The 24492-nt window shown below is 63.3% G+C and carries 24 protein-coding genes; 14 read left to right on the top strand and 10 right to left on the bottom strand.

Translation table 11 applies throughout. The features are described from left to right. The first annotated feature begins 13 nt into the window (after positions 1–13). From BTN82_RS23890 to BTN82_RS23850, 9 genes are all read left to right on the top strand, one after another. Positions 14–1318, top strand: coding sequence for a fatty acid desaturase (locus tag BTN82_RS23890; RefSeq protein ID WP_075121546.1), 1305 nt, complete (start codon positions 14–16; stop codon positions 1316–1318). Then, positions 1315–2346, top strand: coding sequence for a ferredoxin--NADP reductase (locus BTN82_RS23885; RefSeq protein WP_075121545.1), 1032 nt, complete (start codon positions 1315–1317; stop codon positions 2344–2346). The genes BTN82_RS23890 and BTN82_RS23885 overlap by 4 nt, the downstream gene beginning before the upstream one ends. 26 nt (positions 2347–2372) lie before the next feature. Continuing rightward, the gene (locus BTN82_RS23880; protein WP_075121544.1) at positions 2373–3329 is read left to right on the top strand and encodes a fatty acid desaturase family protein; all 957 of its coding nucleotides are present in this window, start codon (positions 2373–2375) and stop codon (positions 3327–3329) included. Positions 3330–3377: 48 nt separating this feature from the next. Continuing rightward, on the top strand, positions 3378–3875 hold the full coding sequence (locus tag BTN82_RS23875) for an HIT family protein (RefSeq protein WP_075121543.1): 498 nt from the start codon (positions 3378–3380) through the stop codon (positions 3873–3875). A gap of 112 nt (positions 3876–3987) precedes the next feature. Continuing rightward, positions 3988–5502, top strand: a complete 1515-nt coding sequence (locus BTN82_RS23870; RefSeq protein WP_075121542.1) for a flavin-containing monooxygenase — start codon at positions 3988–3990, stop codon at positions 5500–5502. Beyond that, entirely contained in the window at positions 5499–5879 is a 381-nt protein-coding gene (locus BTN82_RS23865; protein WP_075121541.1) for a hypothetical protein, read from the top strand. The genes BTN82_RS23870 and BTN82_RS23865 overlap by 4 nt, the downstream gene beginning before the upstream one ends. A gap of 166 nt (positions 5880–6045) precedes the next feature. Next, positions 6046–6861, top strand: a complete 816-nt coding sequence (locus BTN82_RS23860) for a carbon-nitrogen hydrolase family protein (RefSeq protein ID WP_075121540.1) — start codon at positions 6046–6048, stop codon at positions 6859–6861. A gap of 128 nt (positions 6862–6989) precedes the next feature. Continuing rightward, the gene (locus BTN82_RS23855) at positions 6990–8084 is read left to right on the top strand and encodes a polyamine ABC transporter substrate-binding protein (RefSeq protein ID WP_075121539.1); all 1095 of its coding nucleotides are present in this window, start codon (positions 6990–6992) and stop codon (positions 8082–8084) included. A gap of 101 nt (positions 8085–8185) precedes the next feature. After that, the gene (locus BTN82_RS23850; RefSeq protein ID WP_075121538.1) at positions 8186–9007 is read left to right on the top strand and encodes an amidohydrolase family protein; all 822 of its coding nucleotides are present in this window, start codon (positions 8186–8188) and stop codon (positions 9005–9007) included. 4 nt (positions 9008–9011) lie between these two features. Here BTN82_RS23850 and BTN82_RS23845 read toward each other — a convergent pair whose 3' ends face one another. The 4 genes from BTN82_RS23845 to BTN82_RS23830 form a co-directional block, all read right to left on the bottom strand. Continuing rightward, positions 9012–9251 carry a hypothetical protein gene (locus BTN82_RS23845; RefSeq protein ID WP_075121537.1) on the bottom strand — a complete coding sequence of 80 codons (240 nt, stop codon included), beginning with the start codon at positions 9249–9251 and terminating at the stop codon, positions 9012–9014. Positions 9252–9398: 147 nt separating this feature from the next. Then, positions 9399–10649, bottom strand: coding sequence for an aspartate aminotransferase family protein (locus BTN82_RS23840; RefSeq protein WP_075121536.1), 1251 nt, complete (start codon positions 10647–10649; stop codon positions 9399–9401). A gap of 124 nt (positions 10650–10773) precedes the next feature. Continuing rightward, positions 10774–12714 carry an alkaline phosphatase D family protein gene (locus tag BTN82_RS23835; RefSeq protein WP_075121535.1) on the bottom strand — a complete coding sequence of 647 codons (1941 nt, stop codon included), beginning with the start codon at positions 12712–12714 and terminating at the stop codon, positions 10774–10776. Between the two features lie 107 nt (positions 12715–12821). Next, the gene (locus tag BTN82_RS23830) at positions 12822–13376 is read right to left on the bottom strand and encodes a hypothetical protein (protein WP_075121534.1); all 555 of its coding nucleotides are present in this window, start codon (positions 13374–13376) and stop codon (positions 12822–12824) included. A 197-nt stretch (positions 13377–13573) separates the two neighbouring features. On the opposite strand from BTN82_RS23830, the gene BTN82_RS23825 reads away from it, so the two are divergent. From BTN82_RS23825 to BTN82_RS31225, 3 genes are all read left to right on the top strand, one after another. Beyond that, positions 13574–14401 carry an NYN domain-containing protein gene (locus BTN82_RS23825; protein ID WP_075121533.1) on the top strand — a complete coding sequence of 276 codons (828 nt, stop codon included), beginning with the start codon at positions 13574–13576 and terminating at the stop codon, positions 14399–14401. Positions 14402–14447: 46 nt separating this feature from the next. Beyond that, a complete protein-coding gene (locus BTN82_RS23820; RefSeq protein ID WP_075121532.1) occupies positions 14448–15002 on the top strand; it encodes a hypothetical protein in 555 nt (184 codons plus the stop codon). Between the two features lie 108 nt (positions 15003–15110). Further along, positions 15111–15689: a hypothetical protein gene (locus BTN82_RS31225; RefSeq protein WP_186828439.1), complete on the top strand. Its 579-nt coding sequence runs from the start codon at positions 15111–15113 to the stop codon at positions 15687–15689. 183 nt (positions 15690–15872) lie between these two features. On the opposite strand, the gene BTN82_RS23815 is transcribed toward BTN82_RS31225, so the two are convergent. From BTN82_RS23815 to BTN82_RS23800, 4 genes are all read right to left on the bottom strand, one after another. After that, complete coding sequence (locus BTN82_RS23815) at positions 15873–16268, bottom strand: hypothetical protein (RefSeq protein ID WP_075121531.1); 396 nt, start codon at positions 16266–16268, stop codon at positions 15873–15875. Then, positions 16265–17731 (bottom strand): PAAR domain-containing protein, encoded by a 1467-nt coding sequence (locus BTN82_RS23810; protein ID WP_075121530.1) that lies wholly within the window; start codon positions 17729–17731, stop codon positions 16265–16267. Before BTN82_RS23810 ends, BTN82_RS23815 begins: the two co-directional genes overlap by 4 nt. Before the next feature lie 111 nt (positions 17732–17842). Then, entirely contained in the window at positions 17843–18118 is a 276-nt protein-coding gene (locus BTN82_RS23805; protein WP_075121529.1) for a hypothetical protein, read from the bottom strand. After that, the gene (locus tag BTN82_RS23800) at positions 18105–18893 is read right to left on the bottom strand and encodes a VacJ family lipoprotein (RefSeq protein WP_075121528.1); all 789 of its coding nucleotides are present in this window, start codon (positions 18891–18893) and stop codon (positions 18105–18107) included. The genes BTN82_RS23805 and BTN82_RS23800 overlap by 14 nt, the downstream gene beginning before the upstream one ends. A gap of 167 nt (positions 18894–19060) precedes the next feature. Here BTN82_RS23800 and BTN82_RS23795 point away from each other — a divergent pair, with 167 nt between their 5' ends. Both BTN82_RS23795 and BTN82_RS23790 read left to right on the top strand, forming a co-directional pair. Beyond that, positions 19061–19771: a response regulator gene (locus tag BTN82_RS23795; protein ID WP_075121527.1), complete on the top strand. Its 711-nt coding sequence runs from the start codon at positions 19061–19063 to the stop codon at positions 19769–19771. Beyond that, entirely contained in the window at positions 19768–21108 is a 1341-nt protein-coding gene (locus tag BTN82_RS23790; protein ID WP_075121526.1) for a sensor histidine kinase, read from the top strand. The genes BTN82_RS23795 and BTN82_RS23790 overlap by 4 nt, the downstream gene beginning before the upstream one ends. 97 nt (positions 21109–21205) lie before the next feature. Here the strand turns inward: BTN82_RS23790 and ppk2 are convergent, their stop codons facing one another. Both ppk2 and BTN82_RS23780 read right to left on the bottom strand, forming a co-directional pair. Continuing rightward, positions 21206–22072 (bottom strand): polyphosphate kinase 2, encoded by an 867-nt coding sequence (gene ppk2, locus BTN82_RS23785; protein ID WP_186828451.1) that lies wholly within the window; start codon positions 22070–22072, stop codon positions 21206–21208. A 427-nt stretch (positions 22073–22499) separates the two neighbouring features. After that, positions 22500–24491 (bottom strand): aconitase family protein, encoded by a 1992-nt coding sequence (locus BTN82_RS23780; protein ID WP_075121524.1) that lies wholly within the window; start codon positions 24489–24491, stop codon positions 22500–22502. Between the last annotated feature and the right edge of the window lies 1 nt (position 24492).

The following is a 24492-nucleotide window of genomic DNA, read 5'->3' as shown; positions in this document are numbered from 1 at the left end:
ATGGAGTAGAAGCATGAGTAGCGATTTTCTGTATCCGCAGCGGCCGGCCAATGTCGGTCGCGGGTTTCACTGTCTCGCCGTTCCTCTGTTCAGTCTGCTGCTGGTGTTCAACACCCTGGCCATCGCGGTGATCCTGGCCCTGTCGTGCACCTTGCAGGCCGGGCGCTGGCTGCTGTCGCGGCTGCCGGGGATGCGCGCCCTGGGCGGCTGGCTGGTGGCGAGTTATCACCGCCTGCTGCAACCGCTGGCCGACCGGCTGCTCAAGGACCCGCGGGACGAGCCGATCCTTGCCGCCGCCATCAGCCTGGGGCTGACCGCCGGGCCGGTGTTCATCGCCCAACTGTGGCTCAAGGAAATTTCCTGGCTGCTGGTGCTGCTGTTCTATGCCTTCGTCTACGGGCCGAACATTCGCGGTTTCGTCCGTTCCTTCAGCGCCATGCATCAGGAGGGGCATGTGCCCGGCGGCATCTTCAAGCGTTCCAGCCTGCTCGATCGCTGGGTCGGCAACTCCTTCCTGTACATGTTTTTCGCTATCCCCATGGGCCTGATCCCCCACGCGGCGGCGCACCTGCAACAGCATCACCGGGAGAATGCCGGGCCGCTGGACGTCTACGCCACCGCGCGCTACGACCATGCCAGTGCCTGGGATTTCGCCGTGTACATGGTGCGCGAGGTGATGTACCAGCAGTTCATGGTCTCGCCCTGGCTGTACTTCAAGAGCAAGAGCAAACGCCGCCAGGCCCGGGCCATGGTCATGGGCAACCTGGTGCACGTCGGGCTGTTCGTCGCGCTGGCGTTCTACAGCCTGCCGATCGCCGTGCTGTACATGCTGGTGCCCTGGTGCGCGAGCAACTTCCTGATGGGCGTGATCCACTGGAGCCAGCATGCCTTCTACGGCGGCCAGGAAGACCCCAGGGACTGGATGTACAACACCGTCACCCTGCTGGAAACCCCGGTCAATATCTTCAACGAGGGTTACCACGCCTGCCACCATCACTGGGCCATCGGCCACTGGTCGGAGAGCCCGGCGCTGTTCGAGCGGCTCAAGCCGGAGCTGGCGGCCGCGGGCTCCATGGTGTTTCGCGACCTCAGCGTGTTCGACCTGTTCGTGCTGCTGATGCTGCGCCGCTTCGACACCCTGGCGGACAAGCTGGACTGGTGGCAGCCCTTGAGCCACGCGGAGAAAGTCCGCCTGCTGCAATACCGGGTGCTGCCGGCGCCCATCGCCGCCCATGAGCGCGCGCACCAGGGCCGCCACGCCACCCCGCACCACGCCCACGAACCACAACCTGCGCGCAGCGCCCTGGGCCAGCCATGAACCGACCCCTGACCTTGAAAGTCGCCGCCATCGAACGGGAAACCGACGACGCGGTGACCATTCACCTCAAGCAGCCGCTGCTGCGCAAAGTCCGCTACAGCGCCGGCCAGTACCTGACGCTGGAGGTCGACGTCGACGGCGCCAAGGGCTGCCGAGCCTACTCCATCAGCAGCACGCCAGGGCTGGACAAGACCCTGTCGATCACCGTCAAGCGCGTGGCCGGGGGCAAGGTTTCCAACCGCCTGGTGCAGGAACTCAGCGCCGGCGACGCGGTGCAGACCCTGGGCACCCACGGCCGCTTCACCTTCGCCCCGCAGCCGGGTGGAGGGCGGCATCTGGTGCTGCTGGCGGCGGGCAGCGGGATCACGCCGATCTTCTCGATCCTCAAGTCGGCGCTGCACTTCGAGCCGGACGCGCAGGTGTCGCTGATCTACGGCAACCGCAACCGCCAGTCGGTGATCTTCGGCGACAAGCTGGAGCAACTGCGGCGGACCTTCGGCGAGCGCTTGCAGCTGGTGCATGTGCTGTCGCGGCCGGACACCCCGGGCGCCGGCGAAGGGCGCCTGACCCGCGAGCGGCTGCTGGAGATTCTCGGCGCGCTGCCCGGGCCCCAGGCCCGCGAGTACTACAGCTGCGGCCCCAGCGGAATGATGGACGAGGTCAGCGCCGCGCTGGAGGCCCTGGGCATCGCCCCGGAGCGCGTGCATCAGGAGCGGTTCACCCCGGCCAAGGCACCGACGGCCAGCGGCGATACGGCCAAACGCGTGGAGCTGGTGATGCAGGGCCAGGCCTATACCTTCAGCGTCGCGCCGGGGCAGAGCCTGCTCGACGCGGCGCTGGCCAGCGGCATCCAGCCGCCGTTTTCCTGCCGCAGCGGTTTCTGCACCGCTTGCGTCTGCACCCGGCTGGCCGGGCAGGTCCGCATGCGTGAAGACCATGGCCTGTCGGCGGACGAGCTGAGCCGGGGCCAGGCCTTGTTATGCGTGGGTTATCCGGTGACGGACGACGTGCGCCTGCAAGTCGATTAGCGATACAGACAGAGGAAGGTCCATTCATGAGTCATTCAACCCATCACGCCGCCGAAGACGAGCTGCGGCTGGCCAAGCGCGCCGAACTGCGGGTCGACCCCGAGCGCCAGGCCCAGTTGCAGGCCCTGATGCAGCCGCAACCGCTGAAGTTCGTGCTCTGGTCGGCGCTGCACGTGCTGGTCTGGTGCGCGGCGGCGCTGTACATCCTGCTGGGCGACAACCCCTGGGGTCAGGCGCTGGCGGTGCTGGTGCTGGGCAATCAGCTGCACGCCTTCACCGTGCTGCAACACGATTGCGGGCATGCCAACGGCTTTCGTTCGGCGGCGCTGAACCTGTGGGTCGGGCGCTTCATGGCCTGGTTCATCGTGTTCCCGTTTTCCTCCTTCACCGAGTGCCACAAATACCATCACCGCTACCTGGGCGACCCGGAGAAGGACCCCGACGACTGGAACTACACCGCCGGGGTGAAGTGGATGTTCCCGCGCATCGCCGTGTTCGTGCCGCGCTTCATCTACTTCTCCCTGGTGCGCTACGGCAAGGCGGTGCGCAACCGGGTGCTGCGCGAGCTGGGGTTCAACCTGCTGTCGATGGCGGCGATCGGCGCCTGGTGCTACAGCCAAGGCCTGATGTTGCCATTCGTGCTGATCTTCATCGTGCCGCTGCTGTTGCTGGCACTGGTGATCAACCCGATTTCCCGCGGCTATGAGCACTTTCCCATGGCCACCCTGGGGGTCGACGACCCGCAGCGCCTGGACCTGGCGAAAAACACCGTGACCGTCACCGGCCGGTTGATCGGCCTGCTGTGGGCCAATATCAACTACCACGTCGAGCATCACATCTACCCCGGGGTGCCCTTCGTCAACCTGCCGCGGCTGGCGGCGCTGCTGGCCAACAAGCCTTACCTGCGCGACCGCTGGCTGCTGGCGCGGATGTTCGCGCGACGTCCGGTAACAACTTGCGCCGAACCTCGGCGGGCGACGTGAGCTACATTTACAGCGCACGACGGCCAGACACCTATCGAGGACTCACGGATGACCTGTATTTTCTGCCAGATCGCGGCCGGCGACTTGCCCAGCGCCCTGGTCTATCGCGACACCCATTGCATGGCTTTCATGGACGTACATCCGCTGGGGCAGGGCCATGTGCTGCTGATCCCGCTGACCCATGTGGAGAAACTCGAACAACTGTCCGCGCCGGTGCGCCAGCACCTGTACCAGGTGTTCGACACCCTGCTGGCCGCCCAGCGGCGCGCCGGTTTCGGCGTCGAGGGCACGCACCTGATCGTCAACGACGGCAAGGCCACCAACCAGCACATTCCCCATGCCCACCTGCACCTGGTGCCGCGGCACCGGGGCGATGCGCTGGGCTTCGGGGTTCGCATGTTCATGCACTTCACCGGTTTGTTCGGCCGCCGCACGGCGTTGCAGACCCTGCGCCGGCAAGCCCTGGTGATTGCCGCCGAACTCGACCCGCAGGCCCTGGAAAATCTCGCCCGGCGGACCTCCGCCCAGCACGCCGAATCGGTCTAGCCGCCAGGGCCGACTCGCGGCCCGCCCTCGATCCACAGGGGTTTAAAATAAACAGCCGGGCATGCGCTGCGGACAGTCGCGCCCGGCGTTCTTGCCGTCAGGAGTCAGGAACATGAGTGCGCTACTTCAGGAGCAGGCCGATCCGGCGCGGGTCTATCGGGTGTTGATCATCGGCGCCGGGTTCTCCGGCATCGGCATGGCGATCAACCTGCGCCAGCGCGGCGAGCGGGACTTCCTGATCCTCGAACAGGAAGCCGGCGTCGGCGGCACCTGGTGGGTCAACCAGTACCCCGGCTGCGCCTGCGACATTCCCTCCCACCTCTATTCGTTTTCCTTCGAGCCCAACCCCGACTGGTCGCGGCGCTACTCGCCGCAGCCGGAGATCCGCGACTACTTGAAGCACTGCGCCGACAAGTACCAGGTGCTGCAACATTGCTGTTTCGACACCCGGGTCAGCGGTTTGCGCTGGCTCGAAGAACGCGCCCTGTGGCAGGTCACGGACGCCCGCGGCGGGGTGCGCCTGGCCCAGGTGGTGGTGGCCGGCACCGGGGCCCTGTCGACCCCGGATTACCCCCAACTGCCGGGGCTGGAACGCTTCAAGGGCCGGGTCTTCCACTCCCAGCGCTGGGATCATGAGTACGAGCTGGCCGGCAAGCGGGTCGGGGTGATCGGCACGGGGGCCTCGGCGATCCAGTTCGTGCCGCAGATCCAGCCGCGAGTGGCCAGCCTGGCGGTGTTCCAGCGCACCGCGCCGTGGATCATTCCCAAGCCGGATCGGGCCTTTTCCGCCGCTTCCAAGGGCCTGCTGCGGCGTTTCCCCCTGGTGCAGCGGCTGTTGCGCGGGCTGATCTACAGCGCCCATGAAACCCGGGTGTTCGGTTTTGTGTTCAACCCGCGGCTGATGACCTTGCACAAATGGCTGGCGCTCAATCTGCTGCGGCGCCAGGTCAAGGACCCGGAACTGCGCCGGCGCCTGACCCCGGGCTACAGCATCGGCTGCAAGCGCATCCTGCTGTCCAACGATTACTTTCCGGCCCTGGTCCAGGCCAATACGCGGCTGGTCACCAGCGGCATCCGGGAAATCACCGAAGACGCGCTGATCACCGTCGACGGCCAGCGCCATGCCCTGGATGCGCTGATCTTCGGCACCGGGTTCAAGGCGCGCATGCCGTTCCCGGCGGGGATGATCCTGGGCCGCGGCGGGGTGGATATCGTCGACGCCTGGCAGCAAGGCAGCGAAGCCTACAAGGGCACCACGGTCAGCGGGTTTCCCAACCTGTTCCTGCTGATGGGCCCCAACACCGGGCTGGGCCACAACTCCATCGTCTACATGATCGAATCGCAGATCGCCTACATCCTCGGCGCGCTGGACACCCTGCAACGCCTGGGCGTGACCAGCCTCGACGTCGACCCCGCGGCCCAGGCGCAATTCAACCAGCGCCTGGGCCGCCAGTTGAGCGGCGCGGTGTGGAGCGTCGGCAGTTGCCGCAGCTGGTACACCGACCCCGACAGCGGGCGCAACGTCGCCTTGTGGCCGGGGTTCAGCTGGCAATTCCGCCGGCAGACCCGTTACTTCGACACCGAGGCCTATCGCCTGACCCCACCCACACAAGGAGTGAAACCATGAGCCCCGCGGGCAAGAGCGTATTTGTGTTTGGCCTGTACATGTTGCTGCTGGGCGCCGCGCTGGTGCTGGCGCCGAACCTGCTGCTGCCGTTGTTCGGCTTTGCCCTGACCGACGAGGTGTGGATCCGCGTGATGGGCCAGCTGGCGCTGTACCTGGGCGTCTATTACGTGTGGGCCGGCTACACCGAGCGGCGCGAGTTCATGGCCCTGACCGTGGCCATCCGCTTGTCGGTGCCGCTGTTCTTCGCCGCCTTCGTCGTCGCCGGTCTGGTGCCGCCGGTGCTGTTGCTGCTGGCCCTGCCGGACCTGTGCAGCGCGCTCTGGACCTGGCGCGCGCTGAAGGCCGCAACTGTACGCTCCGCCCTGGGCAACGCCTGAGCCCTTCGCCCCTGTCGATGCTGCATCGCCCCGCCGGCTAACCCCGACGGGGTACTCCATTGAAGTGATTACCGTGCGCGCCGGCCTTCTCCATACTCGCCTCCAGGGCCGGTGGGCGCCGTGCGTGCGACGTTCGGCAAGCGGCCGACACTTCCAAGGACATGTGATGAAGATCGAACTGATGCAACTGGCGGGCCGCGACGGCGACACGGCCTACAACCTCGACCGGGTCCTGCGGGCCATCGCCGATTGCGGCGACGACGTCGACCTGTTGGTGTTTCCGGAAACCCAGATCAGCGGTTTCGCCTCTCTGCAGCAACTGGCCACGGTCGCCGAACCCGTGGATGGGCCGAGTATCCAGGCGGTGCTGCGGGCGGTGCGCGCGAAGAACGTCGCGGCGGTGGTCGGCATCGCCGAACGCGCCCCCGACGGCTACTACAACACCTCGTTGCTGGTGACCCCCGAAGGGGTGGCGAGCCGCTACCGCAAGACCCACCTGTGGCCCGACGAGCGCGGCGTGTTCCAGCCCGGCGACCGCTATGCCACCGTGCTGTGGCGGGGCATCCGGATCGGCCTGCTGATCTGCTACGACATCGAGCTGCCGGAGAGCGCCCGCGCCCTCGGCCAGCTGGGCGCCGAGCTGATCCTGGTGAGCAACGGCAACATGGACCCCTACGGTCCGGTGCACCGCACCGCGATCATGGCCCGGGCCCAGGAGAACCAGGCCTTCGCGGTGATGGTGAACCGCGTCGGCAACGGCTCCGACGACCTGGTGTTCGCCGGCGCCAGCGCGGCGGTCGACCCCTTCGGACGGCTGCTGTTCGAGGCCGGCCGCGACGAATGCCGGAAGGTGGTGGAACTCGACCTGGCCCAGCTTCAGGCCGCGCGCCGCGATTACGACTACCTGCGCGACCGGCGCCTGCAACTGCCCGGCGAGCAAGTGGAATACCCCGACGGGCGTCGCGAGTTGTTGATTCCCTGAGCCCTTGAAACCCAGAAACCTTGAATCCCACGCTGTCTATCCGCCGCTTTCGGCCCTGCCATAACAATCCATAATCAGCAGGCGAGGTGTGCGCCCCCAGGGTGCGCGCCAACGCTCGGAGTCTTCAGATGAACGCTATCCGCCGTTTCCCCCTGGCCCTGGCCTTGCTCTTGTCGTGCGCCCTGGCCCAGGCCGCCGAGTCGAGCGTGCACTTCTACAACTGGTACGACTACATCGCCCCGGACACGCCCGGGCAGTTCCACAAGGAAACCGGTATCGGTGTGTTGCAAGACACCTTCGACAACAGCGACGTGATGCAAAGCAAGCTGATGGCCGGGCGTAGCGGCTATGACGTGGTGGTGGCCAGCAGCGACCTGTTGCCGAACCTGATCAAGGCCGGGGTGCTCCAGGAACTGGACCGCGGCCAGTTGGGCAACTGGTCGCACCTGGACCCCGAAATGCTGGCCAAGGTGCAGAGCAACGACCCCGGCAACCGCTTCGCCGCGCCTTACTTGTGGGGCACCACGGGCATTGGCTACGACGCCGACAAGGTCAAGGCGCTGCTCGGCGACCAGGCCGCGGTGGACTCCTGGGACCTGATCTTCAAGGAAGAAAACCTGGCCAAGCTCAGCCAGTGCGGCGTGGCCATGCTCGATGCGCCGGGGGAAATCATCCCCATCGCCCTGCATTACCTGGGCCTGCCCTACAACAGCCAGGACCCCGAGGACTACAAGAAGGCCGAGGCCTTGCTGCTCAAGGTCCGGCCGTACATCCGCTACTTCGATTCGTCGAAATTCATCACCGACCTGGCCAATGGCAACATCTGCGTGGTGGTGGGTTGGAGCGGCGGGGTGTTCGACGCCCAGGTCGCCTCGCAGAAGGCCGGCAACGGGCGCCGGTTGATCTACAGCATTCCCCGCGAAGGCGGGCCGGTCTGGGTGGAAAACCTGGTGCTGCTCAAGGACGCGCCGCACCCGCAGGACGGCCTGAAATTCATCGACTACCTGCTGCGTCCGGAAGTGATCGCCCAGTCGTCCGATTACCTGGGTTATCCCAACGCCAACAAGGACGCCACGGCGCTGGTGGAGCAGAAGATCCGCGACAACCGCGGGGTCTATCCGTCCAGGGAGGTGCTGGCCACGCTGTTCCCGCTGGAACCGCTGCCGCTGAAGATGGAACGGATCCGCACCCGGGCCTGGAGCAAGGTCAAGACCGGGAGCTGATCGGTCAATGCCGGTGAGCGCTGCGAACATTGTCGGGTGGCGGGGCAGGGCGTAGCGTGAACCCTCGTTTCCCGAGCCGGGATCACTGGGAGGAGCCGCCAATGAACGGTGCGATCGACGCATGGGCACAACCGGCCAACGGCCGCGCGCGGCAGCTGTTGCCGGAGGTGGTGCGGTTGTTCGAGAAATCCGGTTCCGCGCATTTACTGGACCGGCCGCTGAGCATCGAGCAGACCGTCGAGCTGATGGACCAGGCTGGGGTGGAAAAGCTCATGCTCGCCGCCTGGTGCCGGCCGGAACGCTGGGTGTTCAGCAACGATGAGATCGCCGCGTTTACCCGCGCCTATCCCGAGCGTTTCGTCGGCGTGGCCACGGTGGACCTGAGCCGGCCGATGGCGGCGCTGGCCGAGCTGGAGCGGGCGGTCGGCGAGCTGGGCTGCAAGGCCCTGCGCATTGTGCCCTGGCTGTGGAAGTTGCCGCCCAACCACCGGCTGTATTACCCGCTGTACGCCAAGTGCGTGGAGCTGGGCATTGCCTTCTGCACCCAGGTTGGCCATACCGGGCCGCTGATGCCGTCGGAAACCGGGCGGCCGGTGCCGTATCTGGATGAGGTGGCGCTGGATTTCCCGGAACTGCGCATCGTCGCCGGGCATATCGGCCACCCCTGGACCGACGAGATGATCGGCCTGGCCTGGAAACACGACAACGTCTACATCGACACCTCGGCCTACCTGCCGGCCTATTACCCGCCGCAACTGCTGCACTTCATGCGCACTTACGGCCAGGACAAGGTGCTGTTCGGCAGCAACTTCCCGCAGTTGCCGCTCGATAAATGCCTACGGCAGGTCAAGGCCCTGGAATTGCCGGAGCCGGTGCAGGACAAGTTCCTGCACGGCAACGCGCGGCGGGTGTTCGGCCTGTAGCGCCTCAGGCGCGGCCCTGGTAGCGGCGCCGGCTGAAAAACAGCGCGCTGCCCATGGCCACTGGCGCTACGGCGGCCAGCCCGGTATCGATATCGCCCAGCATGGGGGGCAAGAACAGGATCCACAGCAGCCCGGCGAGGCCCAGGGCCAGGCCCGTCCACTTCCTCAGCGGGTAAGGTTTCATCCCGTAGTACAGCGGCATCAGCAGCAGGTACACCAGCACAAAGGGAATGTACTGCTTCATGAGTCTTGCTCGTCGTGGCCGAAGTTCGCTGAGCGGGCGGCCGTGGGCCGCTCGGTGTCGCGGGGGGACTGCATGTCGCGCTTCCTTGTCGATGGCATGAGGCGCGCCAGTGTCCATCGAGAACGGCCTGTGTGCAAACGCGCGGCGTTATGCCAGCCGCGCCAGGCAGCCCTCGAGAATATCCAGCCCTTCTTCCAGCACCCGCGGCTCGATGGTCAGCGGCGCCAGCAAACGAATGATGTGCCGCGACTTGCCGCTGGGCATCAGCAGCAGGCCGGCATTGCGCGCGGCGCTGAGCAAGGCGCCGAGCTGCTCCGGGGCCGGCGAGCCGTCGGCCTTGACCAGCTCGATGCCGCGCATGGCGCCGACGCCGGTCAGGCGCCCGAGGTAAGGCGTCAGGCGCTCCTCCCGCCAGCGCTGGTAGCGGCTGACGATGGCCTGCTCCTGGCGTTCGCCCCAGGTCTGCAGGTTGTGGTCGCTCATCTCGTCCAGGGTCGCCATGGCCGCGGCGCAGGCAATGGGGTTGCCCGAGTAGGTGCCGCCCAGGCCGCCCTTGGGCAGGTTGTCCAGCAGCGCCTTGCGCCCGAGCACCGCGCCCAGCGGCACCCCGCCGCCGATGCTCTTGCCCAGCAGGATCAGGTCTGGCTCGATCCCCAGGCGCGAGAAGGCGAAGCGCTGGCCGGTACGGCCGAAACCGGACTGGATCTCGTCGGCGATCAGCAAGATGCCCTTGTCGTCGCAGAAGCGTCGCAGGGCCTGGGCGAAGGCCGTATCCAGGGCCAGGAAACCGGCCTCGCCCTGCACCGGCTCGACGATGAAACAAGCCACTTCCGCCACATCGATCTCGACGCTGAACAAGCGCTCCATGGCCTTCAGCGCGTCCTCGCAGGTCACCCCGTTGTCCGCGCTCGGGTAGGGCAGGTGATACACCGGGCCGGGCAACACGCCGACTTTCTGCTTGTAGGGGGCGACCTTGCCATTGAGGTTGAGGGTGGCCAGGGTGCGCCCGTGGAAGCCGCCGTCGAACGCGATCACCGCCGTGCGCCCGGTAGCGCCGCGAACGATCTTCAAGGCATTCTCCGCGGCCTCCGCGCCGCTGTTGGTGAGCATGCCGCTGACCGGGTAACTCAAGGGCATGAAGCGCGCCAGCCGCTCCATGAACTCGATATAAGGCCCATGGGGCGCGGCATTGAAGGCGTAATGGGTCAGCCGCGCGGCCTGCTGCTGGATCGCCGCCACCACCCGCGGGTGGCAGTGCCCCAGGTTGAGCACGCCGATCCCCCCGACGAAATCGATGTAACGCGTACCGTCCTCGTCCCACACCTCGGCATTCACGCCATGGCTCAGGCGCACGGGATGAACGATGGAAATCGACTGGCTGATGCTTTCGCTGCTCATGGACTAAGGGCTCTGTGTGCCTGGAACATGCGGGCCATCTAAGCCGGGAGCGGGGTAGGGGCGCAAACGAAATAAAGTGCGTGGGTCAGTATGAAAATTCCGGTTGGCGGTGCGGGTATAGGGATCAGTCCTTATCCGGCGCCAGCATCCGGGTTTTCTCCCTGCCGTTGGCGTTGTGCTGGTAGATCGCCTGCGGTTGCCCTTGGTCGTTGAAGAACACCTGGCCGATGCCGGCCGAGTTCCATAGCCGTTCGCCGGCTTCGCGGTGTTCGGGGCTGTAGGGCACCACGCGCATCAGGCGGCGGCGGGTGAACCAGTTGAGCGGCGAGCGCGGCGAGTAGAGCCAGCGGTTGAGGCGGTCGAACCATTCCAGCAGGGTCGGCGGGAATTCGTTCTTGATCCCGCTGCTGGTGATCTGCCAGATCTTCGGCCCGCCTGTGCGATGGCGGATCAGCACTTCGTAGACAAAGGAGTAATGCACGTCGCCGGAGAGGATCACGTAGTTACCCGGGGTGCGCGAGTGGCGGAAGATATTCAGGATCACCTGGGCCGCGCCGCGGTGGGCCATCCAGTTTTCCGCGTCCACCAGCAACGGGTAGCCGCACCAGCTGAAGACCTTCTGTACCGTCTCGATCAGCTTGACGCCGAACACCGGCGCCGGTGAAACGATGATTGCCGAGGGGTGGTCTAGCAGTTCGTGTTGCAGCTCGCTCAGGGCTTCCCAGTCCAGCAGGCCGGAAGGCTGGCCGAGGTCGAATTCGCTGCGCCAGCGCCGGGTGCGGGTGTCCAGTACCACCAGCGCCGGGGTGGTGGGCAGCGTGTATTGCCATTGCTGGAAGCGCAGCAGTTCGTCGATCAGGGTGTCCTGGGCGGTCTTGTCCAGGTTGAGCGCATCGCCCTGGGCTTCGGCGCTCAAGGCGCGGGTGTGTTGCAGGGGCGCGGCGAAGGCATCGGGGTTGTTGCCCCAGCCCTGGCAGAGCAGGTAGGCGATCAGTGCGTTGCCGATGATGCGCTTGGAAAACGGATGACCGTAGGCGGTTTCTTCCCACTGGGCGCTGAGGTTCCAGTCGTCGGTGATGTCGTGGTCGTCGAAGATCATCAGGCTCGACAGGTGGGCAAAGACCCGTGCCACGCCGTCCAGGCCGCCCACGAACGCGTCGATGCGCTGCTGTTCCTTGGCGTAGCGCGCTTGCTGCTCGGGCGTCAGTTGCGGCGGCTGCAGATCGATCAGCGTCCAGGGCACGGGCGACCAGACCAACAGATACATGGCCAGCACTTCGGCGAACGTCACCAGGTGGTTGTCGGCGCTGCTGCTGGTGAAAATCGGTTTTTTCACCCCACCGAAGAAGCGCTCGCGCAGGGTTTCGTTGCTCTTGAGCGCCGGCAGCAGTTCCGCGCGCCGGTAGTAGCTGGCGGGGTGGCGATAGAGCGCCTCGCTGTCGGCCACCACGGCACCGTCCAACTGTTCGCCGAACAGCCCCAGGCGCTCGATCAAGGCATGAATCGCCCGCAACATCGGCCCGGCGACGTCGTCGGCGTACACCTGGTCGCCGCTCATCATCAACAGCGCCGGGCGCTGCCCGGGCTCGGGCGTTTGCGCCAGCAGGCGGTCGACACAGAGCAAACCGTCATTGGCGGGGTGATGAGGCTTGCGGCAGGAGCCATGGAGCAGGCTGTCGATGCGGCTGTGCAGGACGAAATCCGGCTGGCGCTTTTGCCCATAGAGCAAGTGCGGCGCCCAGTCGGCGATGCCCGAGCAAGAGCCGTCGGCATTCTCCAATAGCAGGTCGTAGTCGATACGCACATCGTAGGGTAGGGCGCTGTCCAGCGGCAGGTCGATCAGGTGGATAACGGCCTGTTGCCCTACCGGGATCACCTGGCATTGCTCGGCCGTGAGTGGGTAGTCGCGGATTGGCGCGTTGCTCCCTGCTTGCACACGCAGCGTCAGCTTCAACGCCCGCGAGCCTACCAGCCACAGCACCAGCCGCGTGGGTTCCAGGCGGCGCAGTAGCGGGCCGGCCAATACGGGGGGAAGTATGAGTGTCGCTGGAGGCGCTGGTTGCATGCGTTAAGGTTTCGGAAAAATTGAGCCGGATCATATCGCAGAGGATGTAGAAGTTTTGTCAGTACGAGACGAAAGAGGCGCACTCATCCTCGCGCGGGGTTTCAGGGCTACTTCTTTTTGGCGGGCGACTGGCTGGAGCCTTTGAACAAGGTGAATTCATGTGGGTTCCTGTAGCGCTTAGCATAAGAAACAAATGCCTTTCGTACGGTCTTCTTGGTCTTGAAAAGCTTGTGATAGTAGATGTGCGCAAACAAGGCGGCGCTATGGAAGCTGGGCGAGCCTGTTGGGGCTATATAGTTTTTGCAGCCAAGCTCTTGGGTGAGGAGCCTGGCAAACGTTCGTGAGCCTGATTGACAGGCAGTGCTGACGACAGTGGTGCCTTTGAGCGATATGGCGTTCTCTCGCAGCTTCGCATGCGAACCTTCACCGTCATGCGTCCACCAACCTACGAAGCGCTTGTTCTTCGTCACCGCGCCATGGGTCGCTATATGCACATGGGTCATTTCAGTCTGGGCCAGGGCTTTGAGAAGCTGTTTAATCGATCTCACGCGGATCAATTTGGATTTGACCTGCATCAGATTGAATATTTCCTTGAGGACCTTTCCTTCTGATCCGGGATCGTCTTCACAGACGCACTCGATGATGCAAACGCCTTTGGTCATCTTCAGGGCTCGTTCAAATGGGCAATGGGCGAGTGTAAGGGAATGCCGGCTAGCCGGCGGTGGACGATAGGATGGCAAAATAGTAGCTTTCCCCCGCAGTCCAATGCTAACGGCGCTTCCAGTCCGTTGCAGCCCAGGCTTTCATGCTCGTTAAGGAAGACGTTCTACCCCCAGCCGCCAGCCCTCAAGGATGAACCATGGCCACCAAGTCCACGCACTCGAACCAGCAAAAACACCTCGCCGTGCTGATCGACGCCGACAACGCGCAGGCGTCGATTGTCGAAGCGCTGTTCGAGGAGATCGCCAAGTACGGCATCGCCAGTGTGAAGCGCATGTACGGCGACTGGACCGGGCCGCAACTGAGCGGATGGAAGAAGCTGATGCTGGAGCATTCGATCCAGCCCATCCAGCAGTTCGCCTACACCAAGGGCAAGAACGCCACCGATAGCTCGTTGATCATCGACGCCATGGACCTGCTTTACACCCGGCGCTTCGACGGTTTCTGCCTGGTGTCCAGCGACAGCGACTTCACGCGCCTGGCCGGGCGCTTGCGCGAGGAAGGGATGACGGTGTACGGCTTCGGCGAAGCGAAAACGCCCGAACCTTTCGTCAAGGCCTGTGACAAGTTTATCTACACCGAGATTCTCCGAGCCCAGGAGGTCGCTGAGCCCGCTGCCCAGGGCGACAAGGCCCCGGCAACCGCCGAGCCTGCCGAAGAGGCGGGTAAACAGCCCGCTGCGTCATCCTCCAATCGCTCGGCAAAGGTGCCGGTGGAGTTCATCGCCAAGATTCTCGATGACATCGCCGAAGAAGATGGCTGGGCACCGCTGGCCATGTTGGGCACCACCATCAGCAAGCTGCGCCCCGCGTTCGACTCCCGGCTTTACGGCCACACCAAGCTCAGTGGCCTGATTCGCAGCCAGAGCAAATGGTTTGATCTGGAAACCCGTGGCGCATCGCCCACTGGCGGGGCGGTGTTGTACGTGCGCAACAAGAATAGAACCCCTGACCACCAGGCCCGCTGAGTTGGCCGGCCACAACCGAATCGATAGACCTTCCCTGGAGTGATCCATGCGTAACCTTTGTGCCAGCCTGTTGATCGGTGCGACCGTTCTGCTGTCAGGCTGCAACACCACGCCCTATGACAGGGCCACCATTTATTACGACCGCGCGCAGTTCGCGACTCAAGTCAGCAAAGACTTCCCGGACATCAAGGGACCGATCCTGCAACACGGTCGCTGCTCGCTGCTGATCTCCACCCCAGGCTCTACCACCGGAACCTACCACTTCTGCACTTTCGCCCTGACCCGGGACGAGCTCTACGTCCAGGGCTGGGACGCCACGGCGCTGAAGTACACCGACATCTTGCGGGTCGACTTGTCGACCCTGAGCAAGGTCGCCCTGGATTCGTACTTCCGGACCAATCAAGTGCAACTGATCGAACCACGCCGCCAGAGCGCGCTGAGCGTGATGATCGATGACGGCGGCTATCACGATACGGCGGCGACGGAGCGGGTGTACGAGACCATCAAGCAGCGCGGAGTGACGGTGGTGAAGAGCGAGGGAATGATGATGCCGCCGGCGGGGCCGACACCGTTGGTGATACCGATTGTTGTTCCAAGGTGAGTGAGTTTGTAAGAAAGGGAAGCTCCTTTCCGATGGTGGGAATTAAAAAGAAAATGTCACAGATGGATTATCTTGTGTGAGATAAACCATTTTTATGGTTGGATGGATATGTTATCAAAGTCTTTACTTGGTTTTTTAAAAGAGTCTGGGCAGCAAGAGTACTTTGAGAAGGTTTTTATCAAGCTGATACCGTCGTCAGATCTGACAATTTATGTCTTGAATGCGCATCTTATAATTGAGGAAATAGTTTATAAGCTTATACAGGTTGAGTTGCGGGATCCTGCTGCATTAGCATCGGCCAATTTGAGCTATCGTACAAAGTGTTTGCTGTTGAAAGGGATGTATGGCGACACTTTTCCAGCCTGGATCTATGAGGTGTTAGCCTCGTTAGGTGAACTGAGAAATAAATGTGCTCATGTTCTTGAACATCCAAAGCTCGATCATGCAGTTCTAGCTGTGGTCAGGGCCGGTTATGAGAAGTCTGTTCGGAATGAGGCGGAGTTAAATAAAAAAGGAAAGGGGTATGTCCTTCCAGATTCCGCGCCGATCGAGCAAAAAGATATTTTTGAACAGTTGGCTCAACAGCAGAATAATATTTCTTTTCGATTGCCAATGGCTTGTGAACGGACGATAGAGGCACTGTTAAGGCGATGGTGTAGTAAGGTGGAACACTTCAAAGATTCCTGAAGTTGGTGTGTTTGTTTGGTTGTTAACTCGGTAATACCAACTCTATTCGCAGGTTTCCTTCAAATATAGATGGACGCTTCATGAGAGGCACGACAATGCTATGAATATATGGAAGGGAATGCTGGCTGTTATATGAGAAGGAAGGCAGGATTCAGAAGAAGGCCCTTAAAGGGCCTTTTTCACTCAGGCGAAAAGCTCGATTGCTTTCATAGCGCTAACCGATAACAGCATGCTTCCCCCCAGTCCCCATACAATATAGTGCGATAGGGTTAGCCTTTTTTTAAACGGCTGTGGAAAAGTATCTATTTCGTTGGCGTCCAGTATGCCTTTTTTAATATAGGAAGTCGGGCGGGCTAAAAAGCCTGCCACCATGCCGACCATTACGAGCCTTCCCCAAGGGCCCATATGAAGATAGAACCTGCTCTCGGTTATTGCCTTGCAATTTTTAACGTGGCCAAGTATTTCCTCCAAGCGGGTGTATCCCCAATAGAGATAAATACCGGCCATGCTGAATATCCCCAGAAAAGTCAGGGCGCATAAAACAACAAAAAAATCATGTGGAGAGCTAATCAGGTTCATTTTCCTTTCTCATATATAAACTCTCCTATTCTTTCGCCCCCGGCTTCACCCAGTTTTCCTGCTGTATAAGAGCCCCCTCCGACGACGACTAGGCCGCACACTACGCTACCGACACCACCTGTAGGAACTCCGATGGCCACACAAACAGCTCCAGTCGCGGCAGTACCTAATGCCATTCCTGCGAGCATTCCACCCGCTACCCCGCCCGTAAAGCTTCCAGCTTCCGTAAGTCGTACCTTCTCACAAACCTTCTTATTTCCTGCTGAGCAAACGTCCTGAACCTTCACATAAGATGCTCCACCACCCAATGCTGTCCCAAGCCAACCTCCCCACTTAAGTATCTTGGAGGCTGCTGCAACACTTTCAATTTGCGTAGCGTACCCAGGTATTTGTCCCACCGCGCCCGCCTGAGTCCAGCGATGCACCAAGCTGCGGCTTGAAATATTCAAGGCACTCTTGAGTTTGGGATGATCAGGGAACGCAATACTCATTTTCGTGACGGTTGTCAGGTTAGCGTCCAATTGCTTGAATAGTTTCTTTCTTTCACTGAAAAACTCGACGCTACGAAGGTGTCCGTCTCGCAGGAAGAACTCCTGATGGAGGTTTTCAATGGCCAACAGCGTTCTTTTCAAGCTGTCCATATGGTTGCCCGCTGCCGCAGTACTAACGCCCAACGCCGTCGAACCATACGAAAGTATCGATTCAACCTGCGCCCGATACTTGAGCATAAAGGCCGCTTCTTCATTGCTCATGGACGCCAAGGCCGCGCTGACCTTCTCCGCAGCGTCCATCAGCAGCGCTTCTTCGCGAGTGCATAAGTTGTTGTCGGGATGACTGAGGACGACGAGTTGCCCCGGTTTGGCATCGCTTGAGAGTTGAGGATTGAGCCGGCGGAATTTCTCCAGCACCGCTTCATCGGCCTGGCCGAACAGCAGCGTCTCCAGCGCCGCCCGACTCATGGGCGATTGCACGATATGAAAGCCGGGTTCTATAAGGTGTTGTGTGTCTTGCACGGACAGCGGCGGTGAAACGATATCGCCGTGGGCAACGGTCAGGCCGCGCACCTGATCCCGTGGCACCGCATCGGCAAACTCGTTTTGCGGGTAGCCCTTATGAATGGCGTCGGCCCAGCGCTGGGTATTGATCACCGCCGGCCCGACCGAATCGCTATCGAGCGCAATAGTTGGCTGGTTTCCGGAAATGACCGAATGCTGGGTGGCAATCAGGCGATTGGCCCCGCTCGGACAGCCGCATTGCACAAGGCTGCCTTCCACCGCTGTGGCTTGCTGGCTATCCAGCAAGGTGTGGTGCCCTTCGGCTATGTAACCCACCGCCTGGCACACCGGGCACCACACAGGGTCGGCAATGCGAGCGACCCGTTGGTTCACGACGAAGGCGTTGGCTGATCCGGCGATGACCTTGCCACCGGTGGTGGGATCGCCTTCCCTGATGACAAAGGCCATGGCGTACGTTCTTGTTGAGGAATGGGCCTCGAACGTAACGATGAATATCAAGCTGCTGAATCAGGCGATTCTGAAACGCTTTCCCCCTTGGCAGGCATCAACTCTTTCGGGTCAAAGTGATGCAAAAGCGCAGTCCGGCCCCCGCACCAACACCTGCGGCTCCCCCTGCCTGATCACCCAACGAATCAACTCCGTCACGCTGATGCGGTGCTGGCGTTCGACCCATTCCAGGCCGTCGGGGCTGTAGTGTTCGCTGTAGCGGCTGAGGGTCAGGTGTTGCTGGTCGGCCGAGAGGCGCAGGCTGACTTCGCGGCATTGCAGGGAGGCGTCGCCGTGCTTGGCGACGCGTTGCAGCAGGACCAGGGCGTCGGCGTCAGAAATCGTCATGAGTCGCTCCTTCGCAGCGGTATTTGGCGGGCTCGGTATAGCCTTGCTTGCCTTCCTGGACGAAGGCGGCGCGGTGTTCGGCGTTCACGTCGCGCAGGGCGCTGTAGTAGTCGGGCATGTGTTTCAGGCTGTCGGTGAGTGGCAGCAGTTCGGCGCGGCCGTCCACTACGCCACCGACCAGGGCAACGGTGCCGAGGGTTTGCACGGTGTCGCTGTTGTCGCCGAACGGATCGACGAAGAAGCTCAGGACCTTGCCCGCGGCGTCGCGGCTGTTGCTGGTGCCCAGCAGCGGCAGTTCGACGATCGGGCCGTTGCCGATGCCCCATACGCCGAAGGTCTGGCCGAAGTCGGCGGTGTGGCGCGGGATGCCCAGCGGGTCGGAGACGTCGAACAGGCCGAGGATGCCCACGGTGGTGTTGACGGCGAAACGCCCCAGGGTGTTGACCGAGCGCTGCCCGTTGCCTTGCAGCAGGTCGTTGATGAAGACCTTGGGCTCGCCGAAGTTGCTGGCGAAGTTATGCACACCCTGCTGCATGAAATCCGGCAGGTGGCGATAACCGCGGGCGACCGGCGCCAGGGCGTAGTCGTCGACGGCCTTGTTGAAGGCGAAGATGCCGCGGTTCATCGATTCGGCCGGGTCGTGGATCGGCCGCTCGACCTGAGCGCAGGGTAGCTGGGTGGTCGGCGCCGGGCTGGTACAGCCCGCCAGGTAGGACAGGGACAGCAGCAAGGCGGTATGACGCGGTAGGCGGACGGAACACAGGAAAGAGCGCATGGGCGGTGGACCTGGGGGGAGGGAGGCCGATGCTGGCATGGCTATTTTGCGCAAAGATGTCTGCTTTATTGCGTGGTTGTCGGTTTGTTGCCGAGCTGAAATAAATGACGGGCCGGGCCTAATGGTTTTGAATGACGGTTCTTTCCGAGCTTGAGTGATACGCACTGGTGAGCAGTCTGTTGATCGTGGACGACGACCTCGAGGTCCTCGCGCTGCTGAAGAAGTTTTTTGTGCAACACGGCTATTCGGTGGACGTCGCGACCGAAGGCGCTTCGCTGTGGGCGGCGTTGGAGCGGCAGGTGCCGGACTTGATCATCCTCGACCTGATGCTGCCGGGGGAAAACGGCCTGACCCTGTGCCAGCGCCTGCGTCAGCAGCACGCGGTGCCGGTGATCATGCTGACCGCCATGGGCGAGTTGAGCGACCGGGTGGTGGGCCTGGAGATGGGCGCCGACGATTACCTGAGCAAACCCTTCGATGCCCGCGAGCTGCTGGCCCGGGTGCGGGCGGTGTTGCGCCGGGCCGGGGAGAGCCGGCCGCAGACCGGCGAAGTGCCGCGGCCGCTGATCAAGTTCGCCGACTGGCAACTGGACCTCACGCGCCGCGAACTGCGCTCGCCCGACCAGGTGATGATCCCGCTGTCGGCGGGGGAGTTCGACCTGCTGCTGGTGTTCGCCGAGCATCCGCAACGCATTCTCAGCCGCGAGCAGTTGCTCGACCTCGCGCGCGGGCAGGCCTACGAGGCCTTCGATCGCAGCATCGATGTGCAGGTCAGCCGCCTGCGGCGCAAGCTGGAGTTCGATACCAAGCGCCCGGCGATGATCCGCACGGTGCGCAACGGCGGCTACCTGTTTACCCCCACCGTGACCCGCCAATGAGCGCCGCAAGGTTGGCGCGCTCCAGGGACACCATCGCCCGCTGGATCGCCCTGACCACCCTGATGGCGATGCTCACGGCACTGGCGTTCAATGCCTTGTTCGTACAGCTGGCCGGGGTCTGGGCCTATCCGCCGCTGAGCGAGTCGGGCCTGGTGGAGAGGGTCGCGTCTATCAGCAATATGATCGATGCCTCGGAACCGGTGCAGCGCCCGCGCCTGGCCGAGGCGGTCAGCGATCGTGGCTTGAGCGTGACCTGGCACGCTACACGGCAAGAGATCGAGATGCCCACGGTCGACGACCCTGAGTACGGCACCGACTCCCAGGGGCTGCGTCAGTTGCTCAAGCCCCAGGGCAAGCATATCGAGGCCTACCAGCCCAGCGACTGGCCGGGCCAGGGTGGGCGTTATGCGTTATTGATCCAGTTGAGCGACGGCAGCTGGCTGGCGTTTTCGGCGGCCTTGCGCAGTTGGGGGTTGGAGGAAGGGCCGCGCAACCTGATCGTGATCGCCCTGGTGCTGTTGTCCACGGTCCTGGTGGCGCTGATCGCCACCCGCCGCCTGGCCCGGCCCCTGCAGCAGTTCGCCCTGGGCGCGCGGCGCTTTGGCGTGGACTTTCGCGCACCGCCCATCGAACCGGTCGGGCCCCACGAAATCCGCCAGGCGATCCTCGCGTTCAACGCCATGCAGGCGCAGCTGCAGCACTTCATCAAGGACCGCACGCAGATGCTCGCGGCGATTTCCCATGACCTGCGGACCCCGCTGACCCGCATGCGCTTGCGCGGCGAGTTCATCGAAGACCCCGAGCAGCAGCAACGGCTGTTCCACGACGTCGACGAAATGCAGGCGATGATCAACTCGGCCCTGGACTTCTTCCGCGACGACGCGCGGCTGGAGGAGGCGACTTCGTTCGATCTGGCGGAGCTGTTGCAAACCCTGGCCGACGACTACCGCGACCAGTCCATCGACATCACCTTCAACGGTCCGCCGCGCCTGGTGTATGTCGGCCGCCCGCTGGGGCTCAAGCGGGTCATGAGCAACCTGTTGGAGAACGCCATCAAATATGGTCGCAAGCCGGCGATCGAGCTGACAGCGGACGCCGAGCAGGTACGGGTCGGCGTGCTGGATCGCGGGCCGGGTATTCCCGACAGCTACCACGAACAGGTGTTCGAGCCGTTCTTTCGCATGGAGAACTCACGCAACCGCAACACCGGCGGCGTTGGCCTGGGCCTTTCCGCCGCGCGGGCGATCGTGCTGGAGCATGGCGGCGAATTGCGCCTGCGCAACCGCGACGGTGGTGGGCTGGAGGCCTGGGTGGTCTTGCCAGTGACGTGCCTGTAGGAGCGAGCTTGCTCGCGATCCGCGTAGCGGCCAGTGGCGGTACTGTCTGGTCGGACGCTATCGTGAGCAAGCTCGCTCCTACAGGGGGGGGCGCGGATCAAGGTGCGACGAGGCTGCCCTGCACCTGCTCGTCTTCCTCCATGACGCGGGAGGCCCGGCCGACCAGCAGCGGGTCGGGTTGGTGGGCCACCCGCAGGTTCTTGCCCGGGTAGTCGAGGGAGTGCAGGAAGTGGCGGATGCAACTGATCCGCGCGCGCTTCTTGTCGTCCGACTTGATCACCGTCCAGGGCGCGTCGGCGGTGTCGGTGTGGAAGAACATCGCCTGCTTGGCGGCGGTGTATTCGTCCCACTTGTCCAGCGACTTGATGTCGATGGGCGAGAGTTTCCAGTGCTTGAGCGGGTCGTCGCGGCGCGAGATGAAGCGCCGCAGTTGCTCCTCGCGGTTGACCGAGAACCAGTACTTGAACAGCAGGATGCCGCTGTTGCACAGCATGCGTTCCAGGTCGGGCGCCTGGCGCATGAACTCCAGGTATTGCAGGGGCGAGCAGAAATCCATGACCCGCTCGACGCCGGCGCGGTTGTACCAGGAGCGGTCGAAGAAGACCATTTCCCCGGCAGTGGGCAGGTGCTGGATGTAGCGCTGGAAATACCACTGGCCCTGTTCCTGCTCGCTGGGTTTTTCCAGGGCGACGATCCGCGCGCCGCGCGGGTTCAGGTGCTCCATGAAGCGCTTGATGGTGCCGCCCTTGCCCGCGGCGTCGCGGCCCTCGAACAGCACCACCACTCGCTGCCCGGTTTCCTTGACCCAGCTTTGCACCTTGAGCAGTTCGATCTGCAATTCCTGCTTGGCCTTTTCGTACTCGGCGCGGCGCATGCGGCTGCGGTAGGGATAGCCGTTGGGCAGCCTGGCCGTCACGCTGTCCTCGTTGGAGCCATGGGGGGCGCTGGCCACTTGCAGGGCCATGGGCTGCTGGCTGATGGCGCTGATTTCGGCCTCGGCGGTTTTCACGGGCGCGGCCTTGGTCGCGCTGCGTGGGCGACGGGGGCGTGGGACGGCGGCTTTGCGCGGCGCGGCCTTGGCGGCAGGACCGGGGCTGGCGGGCGCTTTTTTCGCGGGGGCGGATGGCAGGGGCAGGGCGGTGGATTCTTCACTCATGGGGGGCCTGTGCTTCTGTTCAGTTTCGTTGAATGTCCTGCGGTCATTTTTAGGGCTGGGCAATGAGTGCCTGTTGATCTCGATCATGTTTGCGAGAGGGAAAAGCCGGTAATCAGTTGAGATTTTTTCAAGCGCTGGCCGGGGAGCTGTCCTGCCTGGTTCGGGGGTGCCAGGCAGGCGCTCAAGAAGCGCAGAGGGGAGAAGGCGGCGCGGGTGGCTGCGCCGCCTTTCGATGTCAGCGAGCCAGGGCCGGTCTTCTGTCCGGATGGCGACGCTTGCGGGGGGTGTGCTGGGTTTGCAGCGCGGCGAACGAGGTGATGTAACCGGCGATGGCGCTGGCCACCACGGTCGGCGGGCTGGCCAGCCAGACCTGGCCCGGGCCGGAGCGCCCTGGGAAGTTGCGGTTGATGGCGCTGACGGTGACTTGTTCCTGGCGGGTCGATGAGCCGGGGCCGCAATTCGCGCAAGCGCCGCAAGCCGGCTGCAGCAGTTCCGCGCCAAAGGCCTCGAATGCTGGCAGGTAACCCTTGCGCTCGCAGTAGTCGCGCACATCCACGGTGCCGAACTGCAAGTAGAGCTTGACCTCGGGGTGCAGGGTCAGCCCGTTGTCGAGCGCCCAGTTGATCACCTCGAAATAATGGTCGAAGTCATCCCGCTTGCCCGCCGTGCAGGAGCCGCCATAGGCGATATCGACAGTGACCCGGTCGCTCAGGTCGGTGAGGCGTTGCCCGTTGCCGGGGTCGCCCGGGGCGGCAATCATCGGCAGGAGCTGGTCGCAATCGAGCACTAGCGTATCGGCGTAGGAGGCCTGCGGATCGCTGGTCATCCAGGGTTCAAGCACGAAGTCGAGGTTGCGGCGCTCCTTGAGAAAACGCACGGTCTCCTGATCGGGCACGACGATGCCGGTGAAGCCGCCCAGTTCCGCGGTCATGTTGGTCAGCGTCGTGCGTTCGTCGGTCGACAGGAACGCCAGCGCCGGGCCGCTGAACTCGAAGATCTTGCCGACGCCGTGACCCGCCTTGATCCGGCTGTCGGCCAACAGCGCGAGTACCAGATCCTTGGCGGTCACGCCGGCGGCGAGGCGGCCGACCAGGGAGATGCGCAATACCTGTGGGTACACGGTCCTCACCGAACCGGTCATGAACGCATTGGCCATGTCGGTGGTGCCCACGCCAAACGCCAGGCAACCGAGCGCGCCGCTGTGGGGGGTATGGGAGTCGGTGCCGACCACGACTTGCCCGGGCAGGGCGTATTGCTCGGCCATCATCGCGTGGGAGATCCCCTCGCTGCCTTCTGCCGCCAGATAGCCGTGGGCGCTGAGCCGATGCCGCTCGACGAAGTCGCGATGGGCCTGGGACAAGCCATCGAGTTCGCCCACCAGGCTGTTTTGCAGGTGCGCGGGGCTGCGGTGCTTGTACGACAGGTGGTCCTCGAACGCCAGGATCGATTCCGCCTGGTGCAGGGCAATGTCTTCGCCGAATGCATCGTGCAACAAGTGCGCGCAGAGCCCGGTGTAGTACTCGTGGATAAAGCGCCAGTCGGCCTTCAGCAGGATGCCCGCGCCGTGTTCGACGCGTTCGGCCCCGCGAGCCTTGATCAGATGCCGGTGAATGATCTTTTCGGCAAAACTCAGCGGCCCCGTCGGCAGGGCGGGCGCTTGCTCCACAGGCGCAGCAGGCTCGTGGCGCAAGTGCTCACGGCCGTAGTTCAGCAGCCCGCCGCTGTGCAGGATCGCTGTCGACAGCGAGTCCCGGTTGCCGATCAGCTCCTCCATCGTCAGCTCTTCGCCTGCCAGCAGGCGCGGCACCAACGACAGGTCGGTCGAAGTCAGCAGCCCGATGTTGTCGGCATTCTGTCGGTAAATGCGCTCGAAGCTTTCGGCAATGACCAGGCGGATACCGGCCTTTTTCTCGGCCAGCGGGCTGTGCTCGCGGGAAGAACCTTTGCCGTAGCGGGTGCCTGCCACCGTCACTTCAAACCCTCGGGAGGCTACGGCGTCCTTGCCGATCGGCAGTACCGGGCCTGTCTTGAGGCCGACGTAAGGGTACGAACCGAGCCGCTGGTCAAAAAAAGCCAACACGGGGATCGGTGTTATTTCGTCCGTTGAAATGTCGTCGCGCAGCGGCCGTGCGTCGTCCAGGGTCAGTGTGTGCCCGCCCAGCTGCCGTGACATCTTCAAAGGATCGCTGCTGAGAAACAGCAGCTTTCCATCAAGCTTGAAACCCATG

The organism is Pseudomonas chlororaphis (assembly GCF_001921865.1).
Classification (GTDB): domain Bacteria; phylum Pseudomonadota; class Gammaproteobacteria; order Pseudomonadales; family Pseudomonadaceae; genus Aquipseudomonas; species Aquipseudomonas chlororaphis_D.
Note: the sequence above shows the minus strand (reverse complement) of the source record. Positions and strands in the feature narration are given on the sequence as shown.

Bases quoted from the DNA above. Each gene is read 5' to 3' on its own strand.
- BTN82_RS23865 (WP_075121541.1), top strand. From the start codon at position 5,499: ATGAGCCCCGCGGGCAAGAGCGTATTTGTGTTTGGCCTGTACATGTTG.
- BTN82_RS23810 (WP_075121530.1), bottom strand. From the start codon at position 17,731: ATGGCCTTTGTCATCAGGGAAGGCGATCCCACCACCGGTGGCAAGGTC.
- BTN82_RS23870 (WP_075121542.1), top strand. From the start codon at position 3,988: ATGAGTGCGCTACTTCAGGAGCAGGCCGATCCGGCGCGGGTCTATCGG.
- BTN82_RS23830 (WP_075121534.1), bottom strand. From the start codon at position 13,376: ATGACCAAAGGCGTTTGCATCATCGAGTGCGTCTGTGAAGACGATCCC.
- BTN82_RS23800 (WP_075121528.1), bottom strand. From the start codon at position 18,893: ATGCGCTCTTTCCTGTGTTCCGTCCGCCTACCGCGTCATACCGCCTTG.
- BTN82_RS23850 (WP_075121538.1), top strand. From the start codon at position 8,186: ATGAACGGTGCGATCGACGCATGGGCACAACCGGCCAACGGCCGCGCG.
- BTN82_RS23835 (WP_075121535.1), bottom strand. From the start codon at position 12,714: ATGCAACCAGCGCCTCCAGCGACACTCATACTTCCCCCCGTATTGGCC.
- BTN82_RS23845 (WP_075121537.1), bottom strand. From the start codon at position 9,251: ATGAAGCAGTACATTCCCTTTGTGCTGGTGTACCTGCTGCTGATGCCG.
- BTN82_RS23885 (WP_075121545.1), top strand. From the start codon at position 1,315: ATGAACCGACCCCTGACCTTGAAAGTCGCCGCCATCGAACGGGAAACC.
- BTN82_RS23840 (WP_075121536.1), bottom strand. From the start codon at position 10,649: ATGAGCAGCGAAAGCATCAGCCAGTCGATTTCCATCGTTCATCCCGTG.
- BTN82_RS23825 (WP_075121533.1), top strand. From the start codon at position 13,574: ATGGCCACCAAGTCCACGCACTCGAACCAGCAAAAACACCTCGCCGTG.
- BTN82_RS23805 (WP_075121529.1), bottom strand. From the start codon at position 18,118: ATGACGATTTCTGACGCCGACGCCCTGGTCCTGCTGCAACGCGTCGCC.
- BTN82_RS23860 (WP_075121540.1), top strand. From the start codon at position 6,046: ATGAAGATCGAACTGATGCAACTGGCGGGCCGCGACGGCGACACGGCC.
- ppk2 (WP_186828451.1), bottom strand. From the start codon at position 22,072: ATGGCCCTGCAAGTGGCCAGCGCCCCCCATGGCTCCAACGAGGACAGC.
- BTN82_RS23790 (WP_075121526.1), top strand. From the start codon at position 19,768: ATGAGCGCCGCAAGGTTGGCGCGCTCCAGGGACACCATCGCCCGCTGG.
- BTN82_RS31225 (WP_186828439.1), top strand. From the start codon at position 15,111: ATGTTATCAAAGTCTTTACTTGGTTTTTTAAAAGAGTCTGGGCAGCAA.
- BTN82_RS23875 (WP_075121543.1), top strand. From the start codon at position 3,378: ATGACCTGTATTTTCTGCCAGATCGCGGCCGGCGACTTGCCCAGCGCC.
- BTN82_RS23820 (WP_075121532.1), top strand. From the start codon at position 14,448: ATGCGTAACCTTTGTGCCAGCCTGTTGATCGGTGCGACCGTTCTGCTG.
- BTN82_RS23855 (WP_075121539.1), top strand. From the start codon at position 6,990: ATGAACGCTATCCGCCGTTTCCCCCTGGCCCTGGCCTTGCTCTTGTCG.
- BTN82_RS23780 (WP_075121524.1), bottom strand. From the start codon at position 24,491: ATGGGTTTCAAGCTTGATGGAAAGCTGCTGTTTCTCAGCAGCGATCCT.
- BTN82_RS23880 (WP_075121544.1), top strand. From the start codon at position 2,373: ATGAGTCATTCAACCCATCACGCCGCCGAAGACGAGCTGCGGCTGGCC.
- BTN82_RS23815 (WP_075121531.1), bottom strand. From the start codon at position 16,268: ATGAACCTGATTAGCTCTCCACATGATTTTTTTGTTGTTTTATGCGCC.
- BTN82_RS23890 (WP_075121546.1), top strand. From the start codon at position 14: ATGAGTAGCGATTTTCTGTATCCGCAGCGGCCGGCCAATGTCGGTCGC.